Origin of the sequence: Mesorhizobium sp. M4B.F.Ca.ET.214.01.1.1, assembly GCF_004791545.1 — a bacterium.
Lineage (GTDB): Bacteria > Pseudomonadota > Alphaproteobacteria > Rhizobiales > Rhizobiaceae > Mesorhizobium > Mesorhizobium abyssinicae.
Window position 1 is genome coordinate 388,329 of sequence record NZ_SRUX01000003.1, and the last position, 18,849, is coordinate 407,177.

General features: G+C 66.0%; 21 protein-coding genes. 15 read left to right on the forward strand and 6 right to left on the reverse strand.

Going from position 1 to position 18,849, the window contains the following annotated elements; genetic code table 11:
* Nucleotides 1-2 precede the first annotated feature (2 nt).
* The gene (locus EN857_RS08265; protein ID WP_127391224.1) at nucleotides 3-440 is read right to left on the reverse strand and encodes a CBS domain-containing protein; all 438 of its coding nucleotides are present in this window, start codon (nucleotides 438-440) and stop codon (nucleotides 3-5) included.
* A gap of 205 nt (nucleotides 441-645) precedes the next feature.
* Between EN857_RS08265 and EN857_RS08270 the strand changes: the two genes are divergently transcribed.
* Complete coding sequence (locus EN857_RS08270) at nucleotides 646-1,035, forward strand: hypothetical protein (RefSeq protein WP_245493257.1); 390 nt, start codon at nucleotides 646-648, stop codon at nucleotides 1,033-1,035.
* Between the two features lie 160 nt (nucleotides 1,036-1,195).
* Here the strand turns inward: EN857_RS08270 and EN857_RS08275 are convergent, their stop codons facing one another.
* Complete coding sequence (locus EN857_RS08275) at nucleotides 1,196-1,630, reverse strand: hypothetical protein (RefSeq protein ID WP_127283530.1); 435 nt, start codon at nucleotides 1,628-1,630, stop codon at nucleotides 1,196-1,198.
* A gap of 244 nt (nucleotides 1,631-1,874) precedes the next feature.
* Between EN857_RS08275 and EN857_RS34645 the strand changes: the two genes are divergently transcribed.
* The 3 genes from EN857_RS34645 (at nucleotide 1,875) to EN857_RS08285 (ending at nucleotide 2,726) form a co-directional block, all read left to right on the forward strand.
* Complete coding sequence (locus EN857_RS34645; RefSeq protein WP_187331323.1) at nucleotides 1,875-2,048, forward strand: hypothetical protein; 174 nt, start codon at nucleotides 1,875-1,877, stop codon at nucleotides 2,046-2,048.
* A gap of 148 nt (nucleotides 2,049-2,196) precedes the next feature.
* Complete coding sequence (locus EN857_RS08280; protein WP_127391222.1) at nucleotides 2,197-2,427, forward strand: hypothetical protein; 231 nt, start codon at nucleotides 2,197-2,199, stop codon at nucleotides 2,425-2,427.
* A gap of 110 nt (nucleotides 2,428-2,537) precedes the next feature.
* Complete coding sequence (locus EN857_RS08285; protein WP_126058336.1) at nucleotides 2,538-2,726, forward strand: DUF3606 domain-containing protein; 189 nt, start codon at nucleotides 2,538-2,540, stop codon at nucleotides 2,724-2,726.
* Nucleotides 2,727-2,747: 21 nt separating this feature from the next.
* Here EN857_RS08285 and EN857_RS08290 read toward each other — a convergent pair whose 3' ends face one another.
* Nucleotides 2,748-3,233, reverse strand: coding sequence for a hypothetical protein (locus EN857_RS08290; protein ID WP_127283518.1), 486 nt, complete (start codon nucleotides 3,231-3,233; stop codon nucleotides 2,748-2,750).
* Between the two features lie 190 nt (nucleotides 3,234-3,423).
* Between EN857_RS08290 and EN857_RS08295 the strand changes: the two genes are divergently transcribed.
* On the forward strand, nucleotides 3,424-3,789 hold the full coding sequence (locus EN857_RS08295; protein WP_127283517.1) for a RidA family protein: 366 nt from the start codon (nucleotides 3,424-3,426) through the stop codon (nucleotides 3,787-3,789).
* 22 nt (nucleotides 3,790-3,811) lie between these two features.
* Nucleotides 3,812-5,035: an amidohydrolase/deacetylase family metallohydrolase gene (locus EN857_RS08300; RefSeq protein ID WP_127391432.1), complete on the forward strand. Its 1,224-nt coding sequence runs from the start codon at nucleotides 3,812-3,814 to the stop codon at nucleotides 5,033-5,035.
* Nucleotides 5,036-5,255: 220 nt separating this feature from the next.
* Here EN857_RS08300 and EN857_RS08305 read toward each other — a convergent pair whose 3' ends face one another.
* Nucleotides 5,256-7,043 carry an NAD(P)/FAD-dependent oxidoreductase gene (locus tag EN857_RS08305; protein ID WP_127283515.1) on the reverse strand — a complete coding sequence of 596 codons (1,788 nt, stop codon included), beginning with the start codon at nucleotides 7,041-7,043 and terminating at the stop codon, nucleotides 5,256-5,258.
* 429 nt (nucleotides 7,044-7,472) lie between these two features.
* On the opposite strand from EN857_RS08305, the gene EN857_RS08310 reads away from it, so the two are divergent.
* The 9 genes from EN857_RS08310 (at nucleotide 7,473) to EN857_RS08350 (ending at nucleotide 16,802) form a co-directional block, all read left to right on the forward strand.
* Complete coding sequence (locus EN857_RS08310) at nucleotides 7,473-7,562, forward strand: K(+)-transporting ATPase subunit F (protein WP_126058331.1); 90 nt, start codon at nucleotides 7,473-7,475, stop codon at nucleotides 7,560-7,562.
* A gap of 34 nt (nucleotides 7,563-7,596) precedes the next feature.
* Entirely contained in the window at nucleotides 7,597-9,300 is a 1,704-nt protein-coding gene (gene kdpA, locus EN857_RS08315) for a potassium-transporting ATPase subunit KdpA (RefSeq protein WP_135858284.1), read from the forward strand.
* Nucleotides 9,301-9,307: 7 nt separating this feature from the next.
* Nucleotides 9,308-9,517, forward strand: coding sequence for a hypothetical protein (locus tag EN857_RS08320; protein WP_127283513.1), 210 nt, complete (start codon nucleotides 9,308-9,310; stop codon nucleotides 9,515-9,517).
* Nucleotides 9,514-11,607, forward strand: coding sequence for a potassium-transporting ATPase subunit KdpB (gene kdpB, locus EN857_RS08325; protein ID WP_127391434.1), 2,094 nt, complete (start codon nucleotides 9,514-9,516; stop codon nucleotides 11,605-11,607). Before EN857_RS08320 ends, kdpB begins: the two co-directional genes overlap by 4 nt.
* 11 nt (nucleotides 11,608-11,618) lie before the next feature.
* Complete coding sequence (gene kdpC, locus EN857_RS08330) at nucleotides 11,619-12,188, forward strand: potassium-transporting ATPase subunit KdpC (RefSeq protein ID WP_128346008.1); 570 nt, start codon at nucleotides 11,619-11,621, stop codon at nucleotides 12,186-12,188.
* Between the two features lie 72 nt (nucleotides 12,189-12,260).
* Nucleotides 12,261-14,996 (forward strand): sensor histidine kinase KdpD, encoded by a 2,736-nt coding sequence (locus tag EN857_RS08335; RefSeq protein WP_128346007.1) that lies wholly within the window; start codon nucleotides 12,261-12,263, stop codon nucleotides 14,994-14,996.
* Nucleotides 14,993-15,685: a response regulator transcription factor gene (locus tag EN857_RS08340; protein ID WP_127287136.1), complete on the forward strand. Its 693-nt coding sequence runs from the start codon at nucleotides 14,993-14,995 to the stop codon at nucleotides 15,683-15,685. Before EN857_RS08335 ends, EN857_RS08340 begins: the two co-directional genes overlap by 4 nt.
* Before the next feature lie 206 nt (nucleotides 15,686-15,891).
* Entirely contained in the window at nucleotides 15,892-16,191 is a 300-nt protein-coding gene (locus EN857_RS08345) for a hypothetical protein (protein WP_127391437.1), read from the forward strand.
* 134 nt (nucleotides 16,192-16,325) lie between these two features.
* A complete protein-coding gene (locus EN857_RS08350) occupies nucleotides 16,326-16,802 on the forward strand; it encodes an NUDIX hydrolase (RefSeq protein WP_127287138.1) in 477 nt (158 codons plus the stop codon).
* A 2-nt stretch (nucleotides 16,803-16,804) separates the two neighbouring features.
* On the opposite strand, the gene EN857_RS08355 is transcribed toward EN857_RS08350, so the two are convergent.
* On the reverse strand, nucleotides 16,805-17,653 hold the full coding sequence (locus EN857_RS08355; protein ID WP_127391438.1) for a citryl-CoA lyase: 849 nt from the start codon (nucleotides 17,651-17,653) through the stop codon (nucleotides 16,805-16,807).
* Complete coding sequence (locus EN857_RS08360) at nucleotides 17,650-18,834, reverse strand: CoA transferase (protein WP_127391439.1); 1,185 nt, start codon at nucleotides 18,832-18,834, stop codon at nucleotides 17,650-17,652. The genes EN857_RS08355 and EN857_RS08360 overlap by 4 nt, the downstream gene beginning before the upstream one ends.
* Nucleotides 18,835-18,849: the final 15 nt, after the last annotated feature.

An 18,849-nucleotide genomic window follows, 5' to 3' on the forward strand; every position in this document is an offset into this window, starting at 1 on the left:
CGTCAGTGCGCGGTCTGTGAATGCTCGCCGCCTGGCTGCGAAATGCCGCCAAGCGCCTCGCCGGCCCATGCCGCGTTGCTGTTGGTGGCGAGGTCGCCGAGCGAAATGATGCCGACCAGCCGGTGCTCGCGGCTGAGGACCGGCATCCGCCGCAGCTTCAGGTCACCCATGTTGCGCAGGATGTCGTCCACTTCCTGGTCGTCGAAGCAATATTTCACCTCCGCGCTCATCACCTCACTGATCTTCGTATCCGGGCCTTTGCCTTCCGCGACGCCGCGTACGGCAATGTCGCGATCGGTGATCATCCCGACCAGCCGGTCGTTCTCGCCGACGGGCAACACACCGGCGTCGAGATCGGCCATGGCCCGAGCCGCGTCCCGCAAGGTCTGGTCGGGACTGGCGACCCGAACGGCCTGCGTCATGCAATCCCTGATTTTCATGGTTCTCTCCTCACGTTGCAGCGCCCCTCGCCGATGGGGTGATCTGGAAAAATGAACGCCTGTCCGAAACGTTCCATCGCGGCTTGATGACGCCGCCGGGTGGCGGCCCCGCTCTGGTGCCGTGCTCATTCGGGAACCATCGGTCCGCGGATTGGTTGTGTCGCAAGGACACCACCCCAAAAGAACGGAAGGAAAGACGATGCGGATGTTGACGGCGATCGTCGCGCTCTCTGCGCTCGCCCTGTCCCAGCCGGCCTCGGCGCAACTTGCCGACCCGCAGCTTCCCCAGAACCTGCCCCCGGCCCAGCAGCCGCTGCCGGATCAGCCGGCGCCCGACCAGAACCTCTCCGGACAGGATTTCACCAACATCGCCCTCGTCGCGGTGGAGGACCTGCCGGCGGAACTCAAGCAGCAGGCGGAAGCCGTGATCACCGAGACCAGCGCCGACGAGCTGCTGGAGCTGCAGCGTTCCGTCGATGCCTCGCCGCAGGCATTGTCCGTGTTGCAGGCCAACGGGCTCAACTCCTCGCAAGTCGTCGCGGCCAACATCGACGGCGACGGCACGCTGACGCTGATCATCCAGACAACGACGTGACCGGCGCGCCGGGCGACGGACCCGATCGTCACTCGCTTGGCTGCAAGGGCGCCCGGCCGCGCAGGACCCTTTCGGTCTGAACCTCGCTCCATCCACGATGAAAGCGGTCCGGTTCGAGGTCGAACCGGAGCCGCTTCAAGTCGGCGGCCTCACCACCCTGTCAGTGGATGAACAAGGCTCTCAGCCAGGCGAAGACGCCCGATCCGGGAGAGATTGCCGCGCGCACGCGGGAGGCAGTCCATCTGGCCGGCAACGACGCGCCGACATGGCAATGGCAGACGATCTCGTGCAGCTGCCAGTCGCTCAGCTCGAAGAAGCGCCTGGCTTCGCCGTAAGTGTCATCGGCCAGGCCTTGCGCGCGAAAGATCGGATCCTCGAAGGCGACATCGATCGGAGATCCGGCGCAGCGCATTTTGTCACGCAGGTCGGGCGCCGTGTACTCGGTGCCCGTGAGCGCCACGAGGCGCCGATCGAGATTTTGTTCCAGTAGTTTCGCCCAGCGTTCGAGGCGTTGGGCTCGGGTTGCGAAGAGAGACGTTGCTTCGGCATGAACGTCGGCAACGGCATTGAGTTGGTCCACGGTTTGGTGTTTCACGGCCGCCTCCTGTTTCAGCAGATGACCCAACCCCTGAAGTGGAATTATGGCGCCGCCGATGGTCGGCAAGACCCGGAACGGGCCGCGTCGTGAATCATTTTCGGGGGCGGCGTGACCGCATGCCGCGGCCGGCGCGCAGAGGTCAGTCGGAACCATGCGCGGGGCGCAGCCGTTCTGCCCGCATCACCCGAACGTCGAGCCTGAACGAACGCGCCTGAGACACCGAGCGCAGGGACAACACACGATGGCAATTCTTCCCAATCCCGATCCCACGCCCACTCCGATGCCAACGCCGCCGCCGCTTCCCGAACCGGAGCCGATGCGTGAGCCGGAACCGGAGCGGCTTCCGGACGAAGACCCGGTTCCCAACCCGGACGAAAACGACGCGCCGCCCAAGCACACCATCGGTTGCTCGTGACAGCGGCGTAGTCGCGGATCATCGAGGACAGGGTAGGCAATGGCGGCAGGCTGTCGCCAGTGACACTGGTCGGACCACCATTTCGCTGGCGCCGGCCGGCCTTTGGCGTATCATTGTCCGTGTGAGGGTTCATGGCAGGAGGAGGCCAATGACCATCGTGCCAAAAGTGGCAGCCATCGACCCGACGGCAGAAGAACTTGTTTCCTCTGCGCTTTCGAGATTCCGCGCCGGCGATACCGTATCGACCCGGGCGGCGATCGACGCCATCCGTCGCATCGGTCCGGCTTGCGACGACAGCGACGACCATCTGGTCGAGCTGATCGTGATGGCGGCAATTGGTAAGACCATGGGCGTGGTTTTCGACCACCGGACACATTAAGGCCCGAGCCTGCTTGCTCCTTGCGCATCCGTGCGCTCGCGTTGAATCCCAGGGTCCGGGAACCCCACCCGACCCTCTTCGTTATCTCGTGTTGAACGAGGAACGCAGTCATGGCCGACGACAAGACGAAGACCGACAACCGCGACCGTTCGCAAGTGGCCGGCGACGAGGACTACGAGGTCAGGCATTTCGCCGAGGAAGCCGGCATCACGCCGGAACAGGCCCGCACGCTCATCAAGCGGCACGGCACTGACCGCAAGGTGCTGCACGAAATCGCCGAGAGCATCAAAGGGCAGTAGGCCGAAGGCTTCAGCTGAAGCCTAGCTTCCCAGCGGATGCGGCATGTAGCCGACAAAACCCGTTATCTTCCAGCGGCCGCCCGCCTTCGAGCAGAAATAGAGCGTCTGCCATTTCAGCCTGTCGACGCTGCCGTCCGCCTTGGTGACCGAACCGTTGAACTTCTTGTGCAGCACCGCGCGATCGCCGTCGACGTCGATGTCGCGCATGTTGGTGACGCGGAACAGCGCCTCGCGCAGCGGCTCGGCGAATGCCGTCGCCGCGGTCTCCTTCGCCTGGCGCAGCCATTCGTCGCGATAGGCGACAAGCGTCGGAAACTGCAGCCGCCAGGCGTCCGCGTCGTTGAGGAAATGGGCATGCATGCCGAAGAAACTTTCGGCGACGAAATCGTCCTCGACCATCGACCAGTCCTGCGAGAGAAAGGCATCGATATCGCGCCGCACCAGCATTTCCCACAGCGCGTGGCGATCGGCGTCGCCGGCCGGAAACGGGTTCTTGTCGAAGGTCATTTTTCTCTCTCCTGGGTCGCGGCCGGCATGGCGGCGCAAGATGCTGGCCTGCCTGTAAGAAAGCAACATCCATCGCTAAGAATGTTGCTTTCCAACAGCGGGCACTAGGAGGATCGCGTCGATAGGGGTAGAGGGTCGGCAGCGGCGGGACCAGCAACCGTCCTGCCATGTCTGAACAGGAGGCTATTCCTTGCCCAAGCAGTGTTTCGGAACGTCCCATGTGCCGCTTTCGCCAGCCGTCCGCGCCGGCGATTTCGTCTATGTCTCGGGCCAGGTGCCGGTCGGCAGCGACGGCATGGTGGTCAAGGGTGGCATCGTCGAGCAGACCGAGCAGGTGCTTCAGAACATCAAGGCGGCCCTGGCGCTTGCCGGCTGCACCATGGACGATGTCGTCAAGACGACCGTGTGGCTGGAGGACGCGCGCGACTTCGGCACCTTCAACACCGTCTATGCCAGGCATTTCCCCAAGGATCCGCCGGCCCGCACCACGGTCGAGTCGCGACTGATGATCGACATCAAGATCGAGGTCGAGGCGGTCGCCTACCGACCGCTCTGATAGACAAGCAAGAGGCCAGCCGATGCAATTCGATCTCCTGATTAAGGGCGGCCGTGTCATCGATCCCGCTTCCGGGCTCGATGCGCCGCGCGACCTTGCCATCGCCGATGGCCATGTCGCCGCGATCGAGGCCGCCATCGATGCCGAGCACGCAACGCAGGTCATCGATGCGCGGGATTGCCTCGTCACGCCGGGACTGATCGACCTGCACAGCCACGTCTATTGGGGCGGCACCTCGCTCGGTGTCGACGCCGACCGGCTGGCGGCGAAGAGCGGCACCACCACCTTCATCGACGCCGGCAGCGCCGGCGCCGGCAATTTCCTCGGCTTCCGCCGTCACGTCATCGAGCGCTCGAGGGTCCGCATCCTCGCCTACGTCAACATCTCCTTCGCCGGCATCTTCGGCTTCGCGCAGACGGTCTCCGTCGGCGAGTGCAGCGATCTGCGGCTCTGCGAGCCACGCGAGACGGTGGCCGCGGTGCGCGAGCACGCCGATGTCGTCGTCGGCGTCAAGGTCCGCTCCGGCAAGCATGCCGGAGGCACCAGCGGCATCGCTCCGGTCGACCTGGCGCTGGAAGCGGCCGATCAGGCCGGCCTGCCGTTGATGGCGCATATTGACGAGCCGCCGCCCGGCCGCTCCGAAGTGCTGCCGCGGCTGCGCCGGGGCGACATCCTCACCCACTGCTTCCGCCCATTTCCCAACGCGCCGGTGTTCGCCTCGGGCGCGGTGCGCCCGGACATGCGGCTGGCGCGCGAGCGCGGCGTCATCTTCGACATCGGCCACGGAATGGGCTCCTTCGACTTCGAAGTCGCGAAGGCGATGCTCGGCGAGGGACTTGCGCCTGACGTCATCTCGAGCGACGTGCATCTCTACTGCGTCGACGGCCCCGCCTTCGACATCGTCGTCTGCATGTCGAAGCTGATGGCGCTCGGCATGCCGCTGGTCGAGGTTCTGCGCGCAGCGACGCAGCGGCCGGCCGAGGCGATCGCCAGGCCGGAGCTTGGCACGCTCAAGGTCGGCGGCATCGGCGACGTCGCGGTTCTGCGACAGCAAGCGGGCCGCTTCACCTTCGTCGACGCGGTCGGCGCCGCGCTGGTCGCCGATCAGCGGCTGGTCTCAGAAGGCATCGTCATCGGCGGCACATGGTGGCCGAACGACGCCGGCGACCAAAATGAGACCGAACGCTTCGAGCCGCATGCGGGTCACACGCATGTGGAAGTAGCGGCCAGGCATTTTGGAAAGTGATTGGCCAATCTCCCCCCCACGTGAGGGGAGATGCCCGGGTTGCGGTGGCGGCACGTTTGGCGAATGGCTTCCCCCACTCCGTCGCTGCTTCGCAGCGCCACCTCTCCCCCCTCCGGAGGGAGAGGAAGGGCGCGCCAGGGTTGGCGAATTCGCGCCTTTCCCCTCCCCCGTCGATCGGGGGAGAGGTGGCGAGCGAAGATCGACGGAGTGGGGGTCGACCTTACCCGGCGTTGCTCGGCTCGCCATAAACCGGCGTCGCAATCCCCTCCATCCGCGCCTTGATCTGCATCGCCACGAACTTCGAATAAAACCGCGACAGCGCGAGATTGCCGCCGTGGAACCATAGCGCCTCCTGCGCCGTCGGCTTCCACATGTTGCGCAACTCGCCTTGCCACGGTCCGGGGTCGCCCTTGACACCGGAGCCCAGGCCCCAGCACGGACCGACCTTGTCGGCGACCTCGCGCGAAACGATCTGCGCCACCGTCTCGTTCATCGATTGGAAGCCGGTGCTGCAGACGATTGCATCGACGGCAAGCTCGCTGCCGTCCTCGAACAGAATGCCGCTCGGTGTCAGCGACTTGATGCCGACGCCGCTCTTGACCGCGATCTCGCCGTTCAGGATCAACTCGCAGGCGCCGACATCGATGTAGAAGCCCGAGCCGGTGCGATAGGCCTTCATCAGCAGGCCGGTCTCGTCCTCGCCGAAGTCGATGGCGAAGCCCGAGGCTTGAAGGCGGTCGTAAAAGTCCGCGTCGCGTTTCCGGATGACGTCGTACAGCGCCCGCTGGCCCTTGGGCACCAGCGCGAACGGCGTCGAGGCGACGATCATGTCGGCCTTGTCGGTGGTGATGCCGCGCGCCAGTGCCTTCTCGGAAAAAATCTCGAAGCCGACCTCCATCAGCGTGTCGGACTTCACCACCGTGGTCGGCGAGCGCTGGACCATGGTCACCTTGGCGCCGCTCTCCCAGAGGTCGACGCTGACATCATGGCCCGAGCTTGCGGCGCCGATGACCGCGACCCGCTTGCCGCGGAACTTCTCGCCGCTGGCATACTGGCTGGAATGCAGGACCTCGCCCTTGAAGGCCTCGGCGCCCGGCAGGTCGATCCGCCGCGGCGGCCCGTAGGCGCCGGTGGCGAAGACGATGTGCTTGGGCTTCAGCGTGATGCGCTGGCCGACGCGGTCGACGACGACCGTCCAGACCTGTTCGGCCTCGTCATAGGCGGCGCTGACGCATTTGGTGGCGACCCAGTAGTTGAGCTCCATCACCCGGGCATACATTTCCAGCCAGTCGCCCATCTTGTCCTTGGGCGTGAACACCGGCCAGTTCTCCGGGAACGGAATGTAGGGCAGATGGTCGTACCAGACCGGATCGTGCAGCACGAGCGAGCGATAGCGGTTGCGCCAGGAATCGCCGGCGCGCGCATTCCTCTCGATGATGAGCGCGGGAACGCCGAGCTGCCTCAGCCTGGCGCCCAGCATGATGCCGCCCTGGCCGCCGCCGATGACAAGGCAATAGGGCTGCTCCCTGACACCGAGGTCGCGTGCCTCGCGTGCCCGCGCCTCCGCCCAGGTCTCGCGATCGGGATCGGCCTTGTGGCGGATGCCGAGCGGCCGCGCCGGACCCCTTTGCTCCTCGAACCCCTTGAGTTCGCTCATCGCCGTGAACAGGCTCCGGCAGCGACCATCCTTGAGGCGCAGGATGCCCTCGCCCCTGGCAACGACCGTCTCGAAGCTGAACCAGGCCTCGATGATGCCATCGTCGACGCTCGCGTCGCCGGTGAGGCTCCATCGCGACGGCCGTGCCGTCGCGAGCGTCGCCTCCAGCATGTCGCGGATCGCCGCCCGGCCCTCCATGGTCTTGATGTTCCATGTGAAGGTGAGCAGGTCGCGCCAGTAGCAGTCCTCGACGAACAGATTGGCCACCGCCTCGATGTCGCCGGCTTCGAGCGTGCGGGCGAAGGAACCGAGCCAGGTGGCCGCCTGCTGCGATGGTGCGATGTCGAGCATTTCTTGTCCTTCCTCGGAATATCGACCGCGCGCCGCCAAGCCTGGGGCCACGCAGAATGTGCCTCGAGACTATTGATAATCCGGCGGGGCCAGCCTGCAAGTGCCCCGCGGGACAGTGAGAGGCAGTGCCGCCTGTCGGTCCGAAATCTTTATGGGATTCCTATTTCTTTCCTGTCCGCCCCGTCTCGAACCTTTATGGCCTTCCGATCCATATTCCCGGGGGCAAGCACCCCGTAGCGGCTTCCGCATTGCAGTCGCGGCGGTGTCTTGTGCCGCTCTGACCCTGCCGACCGCGGGCAGGCCGAAGCCAACCGGAAATAAGGACCACGCGCGATGGACGTCATCGTTATCGGGATAGGCGTTTTGTTCTTCGCCCTATCCTTCGCCTACATCAAAGCCTGCGACATTCTCTGAGCGAAAGGTCCGAAAATGCTTCTCGACTATTTCCTCGGGGGTGGCGTGACCTTGTTCCTGCTCGTCTACCTGACATACGCCCTCGTTCGCCCGGAACGCTTCTGACCGCATCTGGCGCAAGGCACGGAAAGCTATTCTCATGACTCTCAACGGTTGGATACAGATCCTCGTCTATTGCGGGATCGTCGTTTTGCTGGTGAAGCCGCTCGGCGGCTACATGTACCGGGTCTTCAATGGCGAGCGCACCTTGCTATCGCCGGTCTTCGGCCCGGTCGAACGCGGGCTCTATCGCATTTCGGGAACCAGCGAGCGCGAGGAGCGGCACTGGACCACCTATGCGGCCGGCATCATGGTCTTCAGCCTGGCGAGCTTCCTGCTGCTTTATGCCCTTCAGCGGCTGCAGGGCGTGCTGCCCTACAACCCCGCCGGCATGACGGCCGTCGAGCAAAACCTCGCCTTCAACACCGCCGCCAGCTTCGTCACCAACACCAACTGGCAGAACTATGGCGGCGAAAGCACCATGTCCTACCTGGTGCAGGTGGTCGGCCTTACCGTGCAGAACTTCGTCTCGGCGGCCGTCGGCATCGCGATCGCGGTGGCGCTGATGCGCGGCTTCGCCCGCGCCTCGTCAAAGTCGATCGGCAGTTTCTGGGTCGATGTGACCCGCTGCACGCTCTACATCCTGCTGCCGCTCTGCGTCCCGCTCACCCTCGTCTATGTCTGGCTGGGCATGCCGCAGACGCTTGGCCCCTATGTCGACGCCACCACGCTCGAGGGCGCCAGGCAGACGCTCGCCCTCGGCCCCGTCGCCTCGCAAGTCGCCATCAAGATGCTCGGCACCAATGGCGGCGGCTTCTTCAACGCCAACGCCGCGCATCCTTTCGAGAACCCCGACGCGATCTCCAACCTGATCCAGATGGTGACCATCTTCGCGTTGGGCGCGGCGCTGACCAACGTCTTCGGCCGCATGGTCGGCAACCAGCGCCAGGGCTGGGCGATCCTCGCCGCCATGGGCGCGCTGTTCGTCGCCGGAGTCGCCGTCTGCTACTGGGCGGAAGCATCGGGCAATCCGCTGGTCCATGCGCTCGGCATCGACGGCGGCAATATGGAAGGCAAGGAGACGCGCTTCGGCATCGCGGCGTCGGCGCTGTTTGCCGTCATCACCACGGCCGCCTCCTGCGGCGCGGTCAACGCCATGCATGACTCCTTCACCGCCATCGGCGGCCTGATCCCGATCCTCAACATGCAGCTCGGCGAGGTCATCGTCGGCGGCGTCGGCGCCGGCTTCTACGGCATCCTGATGTTCATCGTCGTCACCGTCTTCGTCGCCGGCCTGATGGTCGGCCGCACGCCTGAATATCTCGGCAAGAAGATCGAGGCCAAGGAGGTCAAGATGGCGATGCTCGCCATCCTCTGCCTGCCGCTGGCGATGCTGATCTTCACGGCCATCGCAGTCGTGCTGCCGAGCGCCGTCGCCTCGATGGGCAATGGCGGTCCGCACGGCTTCTCCGAGGTCCTCTACGCCTACACGTCCGCCGCTGCCAACAACGGCTCGGCCTTTGGCGGCCTCACCGGCAACACGCCCTGGTACAACATCACGCTCGGCATCGGCATGCTGATGGGCCGCTTCCTGGTCATCATCCCGGCGCTGGCCATCGCCGGCTCGCTGGTGGCAAAGAAGACGGTGCCCGCGTCGGCCGGCACCTTCCCCACCGACGGCCCGCTGTTCGTCGGCCTGCTGGTCGGCGTCATCCTGATCGTCGTCGGCCTCACCTTCTTCCCGGCGCTGGCGATCGGACCGATCGTCGAGCACCTGGCCATGATCCATGGGCAGACCTTCTGAAACCACCATGTCCTGGTTCACCTACATGCGTCGCAAGGTCAGGCCCCGAGCTGAAAATGAGGGGGAGGCAACTCCCCGTCCCTTCCCGACCATATCCACCTTCCTCGGCCTGGCAGTGGTCATGATCGTGATCTGGCTGCTGGTCTACGGGCCGCCCTTTTCGGCATCCGACCGCTCGGCGTCGTCCAACACCATCGATACTGGAGCCTCAAAATGAGCCAGTCCAAATCCGCCAGCATCATCGATGCCCGCATCCTGTGGCCCGCCATGGGCGGCGCCTTCCGGAAGCTCGACCCGCGCACGCTGGTCAGGAACCCGGTGATGTTCGTCGTCGCCGTCGTCTCGCTGCTCACCACCGTGCTGTTCGTCAGGGACCTGCTCACCGGCGGCGGCGATCGCGGCTTCACACTGCAGATCATCATCTGGCTGTGGTTCACCGTGCTGTTCGCCAACTTCGCCGAAGCCGTCGCCGAAGGCCGCGGCAAGGCGCAGGCCGACTCGCTACGCAAGGCGCGCACCGAGACCCAGGCCAAGCTGCTCGCCGGCGAGGACCGCGCCAAGTTCAAGCTGGTGCCCGGCACCAGCCTCAAGGTCGGCGACATCGTGCTGGTCGAGGCCGGCGACATCATCCCCTCCGACGGCGAGGTGATCGAAGGCGTCGCCTCCGTAAACGAAGCGGCGATCACCGGCGAATCCGCACCGGTCATCCGCGAATCCGGCGGCGACCGCTCGGCCGTCACCGGCGGCACGCAGGTGCTGTCGGACTGGATCCGCGTGCGCATCACCGCAGCCTCCGGCCATACCTTCCTCGACCGCATGATCTCGCTGGTCGAGGGCGCAGAACGCCAGAAGACGCCGAACGAGATCGCACTCAACATCCTGCTCGTCGGCATGACGCTGATCTTCGTGCTGGCCACCGCCACCATTCCGAGCTTCGCCTCCTATTCGGGTGGCTACATACCGGTGACGGTGCTGGTCGCGCTCTTCGTGACGCTGATCCCGACGACGATCGGCGCGCTGCTCTCAGCCATCGGCATCGCCGGCATGGACCGCCTGGTGCGCTTCAACGTGCTGGCCATGTCCGGCCGCGCCGTCGAGGCCGCCGGCGACGTCGACACGCTGCTCCTCGACAAGACCGGCACGATCACGCTGGGCAACCGCCAGGCGACGGAGTTCCGTCCGGTCAAGGGCGTCACCGAGCAGGAGCTGGCCGACGCCGCGCAGCTCGCCTCGCTGGCCGACGAGACGCCGGAGGGCCGCTCGATCGTCGTGCTGGCCAAGGAGAAATACGCCATCCGCGCCCGCGACATGGCGACATTGCATGCAACTTTCGTGCCCTTCACCGCGCAGACCCGCATGAGCGGCGTCGACATAGACGGTTCGTCGGTGCGCAAGGGCGCGGTCGATTCCGTGCTCGCCCATGTCAACCAGCTGACATCAGCCAGCCATGCAACGCGGCCGGGCACTGAAACGATCAGGGATCTGCAGGCGATCGCCGACGAGGTCGCCAAGTCCGGCGGCACGCCGCTGGCGGTCGAGCGCGACGGACGCCTGCTCGGCATCGTCCACCTGAAGGACATCGTCAAGGGCGGCATCCGCGAGCGTTTCGCCGAATTGCGCAAGATGGGCATCCGCACCGTGATGATCACCGGCGACAACCCGATGACGGCGGCGGCGATCGCGGCGGAGGCAGGCGTCGACGACTTCCTCGCCCAGGCGACGCCCGAGGACAAGCTGAAGCTGATCCGCGACGAGCAGGGCAAGGGCAAGCTGGTCGCCATGTGCGGCGACGGCACCAACGACGCGCCGGCACTCGCCCAGGCCGATGTCGGCGTCGCCATGAACACCGGCACGGTGGCCGCGCGCGAAGCGGGCAACATGGTGGACCTGGATTCCGACCCGACCAAGCTGATCGAGATCGTCGAGATCGGCAAGGCGCTGCTGATGACGCGCGGCTCGCTGACCACCTTCTCGATCGCCAACGACGTCGCAAAATACTTCGCCATCATCCCGGCGATGTTCGCCGTCTTCTACGTCGCGCCGGGCCAGACCGCCGGCCCGCTGCAGGCGCTCAACATCATGCATCTGGCGACGCCGCAGAGCGCCATCCTGTCGGCCATCATCTTCAACGCGCTGATCATCATCGCCCTGATCCCGCTGTCGTTGAGGGGCGTCAAATACCGCGCCATCGGCGCCGGCGCGCTGCTCAGCCGCAATCTCCTCGTCTACGGCCTTGGCGGCGTCATCGTCCCCTTCGTCGGCATCAAGGCGATCGACATGGCCGTCACCGCGCTCGGCCTCGCATAAGGACCATCCCCATGCTCAAGCAAATCAGACCCGCGATCGTCATGGTCGTCTTCTTCACCATCCTCACCGGCCTGGTCTACCCGATCGGCATGACCGGGATCGCCCAGGCGCTGTTTCCGCGCCAGGCCAATGGCAGCCTGGTCGCGAAGGACGGCAAGGTTATCGGCTCCGAACTGATCGGCCAGGCCTTTGCCAGCGACCGCTATTTCCACGGCCGCCCCTCCGCCGCCGGCGACGGCTACAACGCCACCGCCTCCGGCGGCTCCAACCTCGGCCCGACCAACCCCAAGCTGGTCGACCGCATCAAGGGCGATGCCGACAAGCTGAAGGCGGAAAACCCGGGCCAGCCGGTGCCGATGGATCTGGTGACGACCTCGGGCAGCGGGCTCGATCCGCACATCAGCCCCGAGGCCGCCTATTTCCAGGTTGCCCGCGTCGCCAAGGCAAGGGAGATCAGCGAAGCCAAGCTCAAGGCGCTTGTCGAAAGTCACGTCGAGGACCGCGAGCTCGGCGTGCTGGGCGAGCCGGTGGTCAACGTGCTGGCGCTCAACCTCGCGCTGGACGACGCCACGAATCCGTGAATGGTGGCGCCGGGGATCGACAGCCTACCCGGCGCCACCCATGTTTAGGATCGGTGCCAGACCCAGGATCAGATGCCGGACGCCAGAAGCAACGAGACCAGACCCTCTCCCGACGCGCTGCTCGAGCAGGCGGAGCGGGAGGAGCGCGGCCGCCTGCGGATTTTCCTCGGCGCCGCGCCCGGCGTCGGCAAGACCTACGAGATGCTGATGGCCGGCCGCGCCCGGCTGGCCGACGGCGTGGACGTGGTGATCGGCATCGTCGAGACGCACGGCCGCAAGGAAACCCTGGCGCTGGTCGAAGGCTATGAGCTGATCCCGCGCCGCCAGGTCGACTACAAGGGGCGCGTCCTCGACGAGATGGACCTCGACGCCATCCTTGTCCGCCGCCCGGCCCTGGTACTCGTCGACGAGCTCGCCCACACCAACGCTCCCGGCAGCCGCCATCCCAAGCGCTATCTCGACGTCCAGGAGATCCTGACGCACGGCATCGACGTCTACACCACGCTCAACATCCAGCATGTCGAAAGCCTGAACGATGTCGTGGCGCAGATCACCCGCGTCAGGGTCCGCGAGACGGTCCCCGATTCCGTCATCGACCAGGCCGACGACATCGAGATCATCGATCTCACGCCGGACGACCTGATCAAGCGGCTGGAGGAAGGCAAGGTCTATTTCCCCAACACCGCCCAGCGCGCCATCGAGAACTATTTCTCGCCGGGCAATCTGACGGCGCTGCGCGAGCTGGCGCTGCGCCGCACCGCCCAGCGCGTCGACGAGCAATTGCTGAACCACATGCAGTCGCACGCCATCCCGGGGCCGTGGGCGGCGGGCGAAAGGGTGCTCGTCTGCGTCGATGCGCGCCCTGGCGGCGCTGCCCGCATCCGCTATGCGCGCCGGCTGGCCGACCGGCTGCGCGCCCCCTGGACGGCGCTGCATGTCGACACGCCGCGCTCGGCCGGCATGAGCGAAGACCACAAGGACCGGCTGGCGGCGAACCTGCGCCTCGCCGAGCAGCTCGGCGCCGAGGTCACCACCATTCCGGGCCAGTACATCGCGCAGGACATTGTTCGCCATGCCAAGGCGAACAACTTCACCCATATCGTCATCGGCAGGCCGACCCGCTCGCGCTGGCGGGAATTGATCGAAGGCTCGCTCACCTACGATCTCATCCGCGATGCTGGCGACATCAGCGTCCACGTCATTTCGGGAACGGAGCAGGCCAGCGAGGCGGTGGCGAAGACTGTCGGCACGGCAGCCGAGCAGAAGCCCTTCGAGATCTGGCCCTATCTGTTTGCCACGGCCTATGTCGCCGGCTCGCTCGCCTTCGGCGCGGTCCTCGACCAGTTTCTCGACGTCCGCAATCTCGCCATCGTCTTTCTCGTGGCGGTGCTTGCATCGGCCGTGACCGGCGGGCTCTGGCCGGCACTCTACGCCTGCCTGGTTAGCGCGCTCGCCTTCAACTATTTCTTCCTCGAACCGCGCTACACGCTGACGATCCGCGACCCGGAGAGCATTGTCGCGCTTGCCGTTTTTCTCGTCGTCGCCGTCATCGCCAGCAATCTGACCGCGCGCGTGCAGCGCCAGGCGATCGCCGCCCGCTCGCGGGCGCGCGCCACGGAGGACCTCTATCAGTTTTCACGGAAGCTCGCCGGCGCCGGCACGCTGGACGACGTGTTGTGGGCGACCGCCTTCCAGATCGCGCTGATGCTGAAGCTGCGCGTCGTCCTGCTCCTCCCCGAGAACGGCACCATCACCGTCAAGGCTGGCTATCCGCCCGACGACACGCTGGCCGAGGCCGACATCGCGGCCGCCCGCTGGGCCTGGGAGCATAACCGCGCCGCCGGCCGTGGCGCCGACACGCTGCCCGGCGCGAAACGCCTCTACCTTCCTCTGAGAACTGGCCGCACGGCGATCGGCGTCGTCGGCCTCGACGACGACAGGCAGGGACCGCTGCTGACGCCCGAGCAGCAGCGCCTGCTCGATGCGCTTGCCGACCAGGCGGCGGTCGCCATCGAGCGCATCCAGCTCGCCGCCGACGTCGACCGTGCCAAGCTCGCCGCCGAGGCCGACCGCTTGCGCTCGGCGCTGCTCACCTCGATCTCGCATGATCTGAAGACCCCGCTCGCCGCCATCATGGGCGCGGCCGGCACGCTGAGGGAATTCGCGGCGGCGCTGCCCGAAACGGACCGTGCCGAGCTGTTGTCGACGGTGCTCGACGAATCGGAGCGGCTGAACCGCTTCATCGCCAACCTGCTCGACATGACCAAGATCGAATCCGGCGCAATGGAGCCGAACCACGCACTGCACTTTGTCGGCGATAGTGTCGGCTCCGCCCTGCTCCGCGCACGCAAGATCACCGAGGAGCACAAGACCGAGATCGACATCCCCGCCGACTTGCCGATGCTCAGGCTCGATCCGGTGCTGTTCGAGCAGGCGCTGTTCAATCTCCTCGACAACGCCGCGAAATATGCCCCGCCCGGCTCCACCATCCGGCTGCAGGGCTGGGTCGACAACGGCTCCGTCATCCTGCAGATCATGGACGAAGGACCGGGCATCCCGCCCGATGATCTTGAACGGATCTTCGACACCTTCTACCGGGTGCGCAAGCGCGATCAGGTGCGCGCCGGCACCGGGCTCGGCCTGTCGATCAGCCGCGGCTTCATCGAGGCGATGGGAGGCACGATCACCGCGGCAAACCGCACCGACCGCGCCGGCGCGATCTTCACCATCCGCATGCCGGTGCCGGCCGATGTGCCCGGCATGCGCCGCGCCAGTACGGACGATCAGAGCAACGGTGATCCGGCATGACCAATCAGAACGTCACCATACTGGTCGTCGATGACGAGCCGCCGATCCGCAAATTGCTGCGCGTCGGTCTGGGCAGCCAGGGCTATGCCGTCTCCGAAGCACCCAACGCGAAGGCAGCCATCGAGCTGGTGGCGACGGAGAAGCCGGACCTGATCCTGCTCGATCTCGGCCTGCCCGGCATGACCGGTCATGAATTGCTCGGCAAATGGCGGGGCGAGGGTCTCGACATTCCCGTCGTCATCCTCTCCAGCCGTACCGACGAGGCCGGCATCGTCTCGGCGCTGGAGCTCGGCGCCGACGACTACGTCACCAAGCCGTTCGGCATGAACGAGCTCGTCGCCCGCATCCGCGTGGCGCTGCGCCACAAGTTCCAGCAGCAGGGCGAGAAGCCGGTGTTCCACACCGGCGACCTGACCGTCGACCTGGTCAAGCGCATCGTCACGGTCGAGGGCAAGGAGGTAAAACTCTCGCCCAAGGAATACGACATCTTGCGCATCCTGGTGCAGCACGCCGGCAAGGTGCTCACCCATCATTTCCTGCTGAAGCAGGTCTGGGGCGACTCCACCGACGTGCAATATCTCAGGGTCTACGTTCGCCAGCTCCGGCAGAAGATCGAGAAGACCCCCGATCAGCCGCGCTACATCACCACCGAGACCGGCGTCGGCTACCGCCTGCGCGAGGTGGACTGATACGGGCGATCGGCACTGCCGATCGTCCCGGTCGGCCAAAGAAGGCACTCAGTCCGCCGACAGCTCCGCCATCAAGGGCAATGCCAGGTTGGTGGGCAGATTCGTGGCGGATGAACCAATCAAATTCGGCGTGGCCGCCCATCGACCATGGCACCGCCTGTCAAATGCCCTATATGGATGGTAGATTTTAACGCGGGAGCGGATCGATGCCGCAGCTTCGTCCAACGACGGTTCTGATGTCGGCAATGCTGGCGACGGCGATCGTGCCGGCGGTGGCTCCCCATGCCTTGGCGCAGGTGATTATCCCAACAAATCGCAATGTTCTGGTCCAGCAGAACGAACTGCTGCAGCTGCAGAACAGGATGCTGCGGCAGCAGTTCCAGCAACAGCAGCAGCTAAATCGCGAGCTGGACCGCCAGATTGTGCCGCAGCCTCGTCCGCAGGTGCCGGTCGTCAAGCCGGGCTGTCAGGTGCTGGGCAATGCAATTTTGACGTCGTGCCGCTGACAAGCCGGCATTTTCGATTTATTTAGCCGACTTACCTGCCGGAAAATGCCACGTTGCATTGCCGGCGGTTTTGAGGTTTTGCGGCATGGCGCCCTCCCTTCTGGGCAGGGGCGCGATCCGGCCGGATTCTGGGAATGGCAGCGACCAAGAAGACAGCGGTACGCAAGGCAAAGAAGGGGGAACGGATCCGCCAGGTGGCGGCCATCCCCTTTCGGCTGGACGCCGGCGGCGACATCGAGGTGATGCTGGTGACGTCGCGCACGACCAGGCGCTTCATCGTGCCAAAAGGCTGGCCAATGAAAGGCAAGAGCGGGCGCAAGGCGGCCATGATCGAGGCGCGGGAAGAAGCCGGCGTCCTCGGTGACATCCTGAAACAGCCGGCCGGCACCTATTCCTACTGGAAACGCCTGGCAAGCCGCTTCGTCCGCGTCGACGTCGTCGTCTACCTGCTGAACGTGACGGAGGAGTTGCCCCGCTGGATGGAAGCGGGCACGCGGCAGCGGGCATGGCTTGCCCCAGCCGATGCGGCGCTGCTTATCGACGAGCCGGATCTGTCGACGCTGCTGAGGGATTTGACTGTCCCCCAGACCGAGCCTCCCGACGCGATTTGAGATCAGCTGCTCTCATCCTCGCGCCCGGGAAACGGTCGTACCGGAGTACCCGTATAGGCCCACAGCCATTCCCGCGGCAGCGGCCCCTTGTTGCGCTCGGTTTCCTGCGACTGCTCCCAGGCATGCGCCAGGACGCCGACCGAGCGCGACAGCACGAAAAGGCCGCGCGTCAGCGGTGGCGGGAAGCCGAGCTCGCCATAGATCACCGCCGTCGCGCCGTCGATGTTGAGCGGGATGCGCTTGCCCTTGCGCCGCGCCACCTCGGCCTCGATGGCCTCTGCGATGTCGGCGAAGCGACCGCCGACCACGCCGCGCGCCGCGAAATCGCGGGTCAGTTCGATGAGCCGCGGCGCGCGCGGATCAACCGGATGGAAGCGATGGCCGAGACCCGGCACATAGCCCCTGTCTTCGGCGAAAAACCGATCGAGCCGCGCCGCCACCGCATCGGCCAGCGTCGTGCCCTGGTCCATCGCCGCGGCGACGTCGCCGTAGAAGGAAAGCGCCTGCTCGCCGGCGCCGCCATGCACGTCGCCCAGCACGTTGATGGCCGAAGCCATCGCATTGTTGATGCCGACGCCGCAGGTCGCCGCCATGCGGGCGATGGCGATCGACGGCGCCTGCGGCCCGTGGTCGACGGCGGCACCCAGCGCGATGCCAAGCAGCGCCGCCTGGTCCTCGCTGGGCAATTCGCCGCGCAGCATCAGCCAGATCATGGCTGGAAAGCTGACGCGACCGATAAGGTCCTGGATCTCGTAGCCGCGCAGCCGGATCACGCCGGGGCTCATCTCGATGATGCCGGTCCGCCACCAATCCTCGCCGCGCGCGCGGCCGGTCTTTTTGTCCTCGCTCATGCCGGCGCTCTTGTCTTGTCGCGCGCCGGCAGCGTCGCAAACACCTCGTCCATATGCTCGCCCAGCGCCGGCGGCGGCCCGGCCGGCAGCGGTGCCGCGCCGTCGACCATGAAGCCGCCGCGCACCACCGTCAGCGGCCGGTCCATGCCGGGCACGCCTTCGAAGCGGGTCGTCATGCCGCGCTCGGTCACCTGGCGCTCGTCGAGCACCTGCGGGATCGTCAGCACCCGCCCGGCCGGCACGCCGGCGCGGTTGAGCTTTTCCTCCCAGGCGGCGGCCGAGGCGCCCGCCAGCGCATCCTCGATCAGCGCCTTCAGCGCGGCGCGGTTCTGCTTGCGCGCCTCGCGCTCGGCAAAGCGCGGATCCGATGCCAGTTCGGGCCGTCTGATCAGTTGGGAAAGCGTGACGAACTGCTCCTGCTTGTTGGCGGCGATGTTGAGCAGCCCCTCGCCGGTGCGGAACGCGCCCGACGGTGCGGCCGTCATGTTCTCATTGCCCATCGGCCGCGGCTCGACGCCGGCGGTCAGATAGTTGGACACCGGCCAGCCGAGCGCCGAAAGCGTGCATTCTAACATCGACACGTCGAGGAATGCCCCCTCGCCGCTCGTCTTCTGCTTGACCAGGGCCGCAGCAATGGCGAAGGCGCCGACCAGCCCGCCGAGGGTGTCGGCGACCGGATAGCCGACACGCAGCGGCGCCGTTTCCGGCGTGCCGGTGATGCTCATGATGCCCGACAGGCCCTGGATGATCTGGTCATAGGCGGGATTGTCGCGCATCGGTCCGCTCTGGCCGAAGCCCGATATGGCGCAGTAGACGAGACCCGGGCGGATAGCCTTCAGGCTGGCATAGCCGAGCCCAAGCCTGTCCATCACGCCCGGCCGGAAGTTTTCCACCAGCGCGTCGGCGGACGCGACCAGGTCGAGGAAGCGGTCGCGATCGGCCTCCTGCTTGAGATCGAGCACGACCGATCGTTTGCCGGCGTTCTGCGCCAGGAAAGAGGCGCCCATGCCGGCCTGGTTGAGCGTTGCCGAAGCGCCGAGCTGGCGCGCCAGATCCCCGCCATTCGGCGCCTCGACCTTAATGACGTCGGCGCCGAGCAGCGCCAGCTGGTAGGCGCAATAAGGGCCGGCCAGCACATTGGTCAGATCGAGGACGCGGATGCCGGAAAGCAGGTCGGTCATGATGCTCCAGATCGA